The sequence below is a fragment of the Mesorhizobium sp. P5_C1 genome (assembly GCF_054049815.1).
Genome location: NZ_JBFULQ010000452.1, coordinates 1 through 4,448, shown reverse-complemented (window position 1 = coordinate 4,448; position 4,448 = coordinate 1). Strand labels below are relative to the sequence as shown.

At 59.6% G+C, this 4,448-nt stretch carries 4 protein-coding genes and 1 pseudogene; all 5 read left to right on the top strand.

Annotated elements, in window-relative coordinates; translation table 11 throughout:
- Positions 1–205: 205 nt before the first annotated feature.
- Positions 206–1,087 carry a glucose-1-phosphate thymidylyltransferase RfbA gene (rfbA, locus tag ACXJ7R_RS25600; protein ID WP_457154263.1) on the top strand — a complete coding sequence of 294 codons (882 nt, stop codon included), beginning with the start codon at positions 206–208 and terminating at the stop codon, positions 1,085–1,087.
- A complete protein-coding gene (gene rfbC / locus ACXJ7R_RS25595) occupies positions 1,088–1,642 on the top strand; it encodes a dTDP-4-dehydrorhamnose 3,5-epimerase (protein ID WP_095091969.1) in 555 nt (184 codons plus the stop codon).
- Between the two features lie 22 nt (positions 1,643–1,664).
- Positions 1,665–2,735 (top strand): dTDP-glucose 4,6-dehydratase, encoded by a 1,071-nt coding sequence (rfbB, locus tag ACXJ7R_RS25590; protein WP_457154262.1) that lies wholly within the window; start codon positions 1,665–1,667, stop codon positions 2,733–2,735.
- Positions 2,732–3,613: a dTDP-4-dehydrorhamnose reductase gene (gene rfbD / locus ACXJ7R_RS25585; protein WP_457154261.1), complete on the top strand. Its 882-nt coding sequence runs from the start codon at positions 2,732–2,734 to the stop codon at positions 3,611–3,613. The genes rfbB and rfbD overlap by 4 nt, the downstream gene beginning before the upstream one ends.
- A gap of 21 nt (positions 3,614–3,634) precedes the next feature.
- Positions 3,635–4,448: pseudogene (locus tag ACXJ7R_RS25580) on the top strand (hypothetical protein); the annotation flags it as partial.

The following is a 4,448-nucleotide window of genomic DNA, read 5'->3' as shown; positions in this document are numbered from 1 at the left end:
CCGGTGACGACGGTTGCCGATGGGGTAGGGCGGTTTGTGGACTGGTACCGGGCGTATTTTGGACTGACCTAGCGGAGGGCGCGCCTGGCGCGCCAATAGTCCGGCTGTTTGTCGATCGCCGCGATTGACAAGCCATTGCATGGAACCTAAGCACGAGCGCGGTTTATGTCAGGGCTGGGGGTTTAGGCATGTCAAGGAGAACTTCTTGAAAGGAATTATCCTTGCTGGAGGCAGCGGAACGCGGCTCTATCCGCTAACGTTGGCAGTCTCCAAGCAAATCCTCCCGATATACGACAAGCCGATGATCTATTATCCGCTGAGCGTTTTGATGCTCGCGGGTATCCGCGAGATTCTGATCATTTCAACGCCGCGTGATCTGCCGGTTTTCCGCGAGTTGCTTGGCGACGGATCGGAGTTTGGGCTTGATTTGTCCTACGCCGAGCAACCGCAACCCAACGGACTTGCGGAAGCCTTCATCATCGGCCGGAATTTCATCGGCAAGGACAGCGTGTCGATGATCCTCGGCGACAACATCTATTTCGGCGAAGGCCTGTCGCAGCTCTGCCGTGCAGCGGCATCGCGCGAGACGGGGGCTTCCGTATTCGCCTATCATGTCGAAGATCCCCAGCGTTACGGTGTCGTTTCCTTCGACAAGGTCACCGGAACCGCCCTGACGATCGAGGAAAAGCCAGACAATCCGAAATCCAACTGGGCCGTCACCGGCCTCTATTTCTATGACAACGATGTCGTTGACATTGCCCCGGCGATCCGGCCTTCGGCACGTGGCGAACTTGAGATCACGGCGGTCAACAATGTCTATCTCGAGCGTGGTCAGTTGCATGTGCATCGATTGGGGCGTGGTTATGCCTGGCTCGACACCGGCACCCACGACAGCTTGCACGAAGCATCTTCGTTCGTGCGCACGATCGAACATCGCCAGGGCATAAAGGTTGCCTGCCCGGAGGAAATCGCCTTCGAACAGGGCTGGCTGACGGCGGACGATGTCCTCCAGCGCGCCACCCGCCTGGGAAAAAACGAGTATGCCGTCTATCTGCGCCGGCGCGTTGTCGAGCGGTTGGAGGAGTAAATGCTGGAGGTCAGGTCCCTTGGCATCGAAGGCGTTCTGGAAATCATTCCGAAACGACATGGCGATGCGCGTGGTTTCTTCGTCGAAACCTATCATGCCGAGCGCTTTTCACAGGCCGGCATAGGCTTGAGTTTCGTCCAGGACAATCAGTCCTATTCCGCCGCGGCGGGCGTTCTGCGCGGGCTGCACTACCAGCTTGCGCCGCGAGCCCAGGACAAGCTGCTGCGTGTCGTCCGGGGTGCGCTGCTGGACGTGGCGGTCGACATTCGTCGCAGCTCGCCAACGTTCGGAAAATGGGTTGCGCTCGAAATTACCGCCGAAAAGGGCAACCAGATTCTGGTGCCGAAGGGCTTTGCGCATGGCTTCGTGACGCTCGTGCCGGACACCGAAGTCTTGTACAAGGTGACCGATACCTATTCGCCCGAGCACGACCGCTCGATCCGTTTCGACGATCCTGCCATCGGCATCGAATGGCCGTCATTGGCTGGCGGATTCCAGCTTTCGGACAAGGACCTCAAGGCGCCGGTGTTGGCCGCCGCCGAAGTGTTCGCCTGATGGGTTGCATGAGGACAGCTGCATGAATTTTCTAGTGACAGGCGGTGCCGGCTTCATCGGTTCGGCGGTGTGCCGGCATCTGTGCGCCAACCCGGCCTATCGCGTGACCAATCTCGACAAGCTTACCTACGCCGGCAATCTTGCCTCGCTGCGGCCGATCGAGAATGCCCACAATTACCGCTTCGCTCATGCCGATATCTGTGACGAGAGGGCGGTGCTGGACATTCTGCATCGGGACGAAATCGACATCGTCATGAACCTTGCTGCCGAAAGCCATGTCGACCGATCGATCGACGGACCCGGCGCCTTCATCGAGACCAACATCGTCGGCACCTACAAGGTGCTGAATGCCACGCTGGAATATTGGCGCGGCCTTCCTGACGACAGGAAAAGCCGCTTCCGTTTCCATCATGTCTCGACCGACGAAGTGTTCGGCGATCTTCCCTTTGACGGCGGTCTGTTCGTCGAGGAAACGCCCTATGCGCCGTCTTCGCCCTATTCCGCTTCGAAGGCGGCGTCGGACCATCTGGTGCGGGCCTGGCACGAAACCTATGGCCTGCCGGTCGTGCTTTCCAATTGTTCGAACAATTACGGGCCCTATCACTTTCCCGAGAAGCTGATCCCGCTGGTCATCCTCAATGCGCTCGACGAAAAAACGTTGCCGGTCTATGGCGCCGGCGCCAATGTGCGCGACTGGCTGTTCGTCGAGGACCATGCGCGCGCGCTGGAGTTGGTGGCCACCAAGGGCACGCCAGGCGAGAGCTACAATGTCGGCGGCAATTCGGAGCGCACCAACCTGGGCGTCGTCGAGACGATCTGCGATCTGCTCGACATCAGGCGTCCTCGGGCCGGCGGCAAGAGCTATCGCGATCTGATCTCTTTCGTCACCRATCGTCCGGGCCATGACCGCCGCTATGCCATCGACGCCTCCAAGATCGGTCGCGAGCTTGGCTGGGCGCCGAAGGAGAATTTCGACAGTGGCCTGGCGAGAACCGTGGACTGGTTTCTCGAAAACAAATGGTGGTGGGGGCCGATCCGCGAAGAGCGCTATGCCGGTGAGCGATTGGGCGAAGCGCGCAAGGGGGCCGCGTGAGGCTCGTTGTCACCGGGCGCGAAGGCCAGGTCGCGTTAAGCCTTCTGGAGGCCGGCCAGAGGCACGCCGGCGTGGAAGTCATCGCAATTGGCCGTCCGGAGCTCGACCTGGCAAAGCCCGACGCCGTCATCGACACCATTGCGGCCGCGAAGCCGGATATCATCGTGTCGGCTGCCGCATACACCGCCGTGGATCAGGCCGAGGATGAGCCCGATCTGGCATTTGCGGTCAACGCTGTCGGCGCCGGCAAGGTGGCCGAAGCCGCAGCGCAGCTTGGCATTCCCGTCATTCATCTTTCGACCGACTATGTCTTCGATGGCAGCGCTTCCGGTGCCTATGTCGAAACCGACGCGACCGCACCACGCAGCGTCTATGGTGCCTCCAAGCTCGCCGGCGAACAGGCGGTGGCAGCCGCCAATCCGCGCCATCTGATCCTGCGCACGGCTTGGGTCTACAGCCCGTTCGGCAAGAATTTCGTCAAGACCATGCTGCGGCTTGCCGCCGACCGGGATGAGATCTCGGTGGTCGCCGATCAGTGGGGAAATCCCACCTCCGCGCTCGATATCGCCGACGCAGTCCTGCATGCGGCGGCGACGCTGCATGGCAACAAGAGCTTCGCTGCGTTCGGTGTCTATCATCTGGCCGGCACGGGCGAGGCCAACTGGAGCGGCTTTGCCCGCCATATCCTGGACACAAGCCGAGTGTCTGGTGGCCCTTGGGCGCGAGTACGGGACATTGCTACGAAGGACTACCCGACCAAGGCGCGACGCCCCGCCAATTCCCGGCTATCAAGCGCGAAATTCGCCTCCGTCTTCGGATGGAATGCGCCTGACTGGCGGCAATCGACTGAAGCGGTGGCGCGTCGTGTCCTGGTCTGAAAGACGGGATGGGCTTGAGGCATGAAGAAGGACCTATCGCCGAAAGACATGCGCGATGCAGAGGCCGCCTCACAGGCGGTCGACCCGGACGCGGTCGGCCCGGAGGCGGTCGGAGACGTGCCGCAGGGCGTACAGCCCGAGGGCCATGCCGCGGCGGTTAAGGCGCACGCCCCTTCACTTCACGACCTGTACAATGCCCATAGCGGCAAAGTGTCGGACAAATGGTCAAGCTATCTGGATGCATATGACCGCGTTTTTCAGGACTATCGGAAGAAGCCGGTTCGACTCCTGGAAATTGGCGTCCAAAACGGTGGTTCGCTCGAAATCTGGCCGCGATATTTCCCGAATTCGGAACTCATTCTTGGCTGCGATATCGACACGGCCTGCAGCGGTCTGGTTTTCGACGATCAGAAGATTGCTTTGGTTATCGGTGATGCCAATACTGATGAGATAGAAAGAAAAATTGTTGCGAAATCCGCGACATTCGACATCATAATTGATGACGGATCCCATACATCATCAGACATAGTGCGCTCTTTTGCCCGTTATTTCCCTCATCTTTCTGATGGCGGGGTTTTCATAGCCGAAGATTTGCATTGCAGCTACTGGCGGGAATTCGAAGGCGGTCTCTATGATCCGCTTTCGTCGATATCGTTCTTCAAGCGCCTGCTCGATGTGGTCAACCATGAGCATTGGGGACTGCCCCGCTTTCGGGCGGATGCCTTGGCCACGTTCTCCGACAGGTATAAGACCGTATTCGGGGAAGCTTCGCTGGCCTCCATTCATTCCGTCGAGTTTTTGAACTCGCTCTGCATTGTGACCAAGCGTCCAAGTC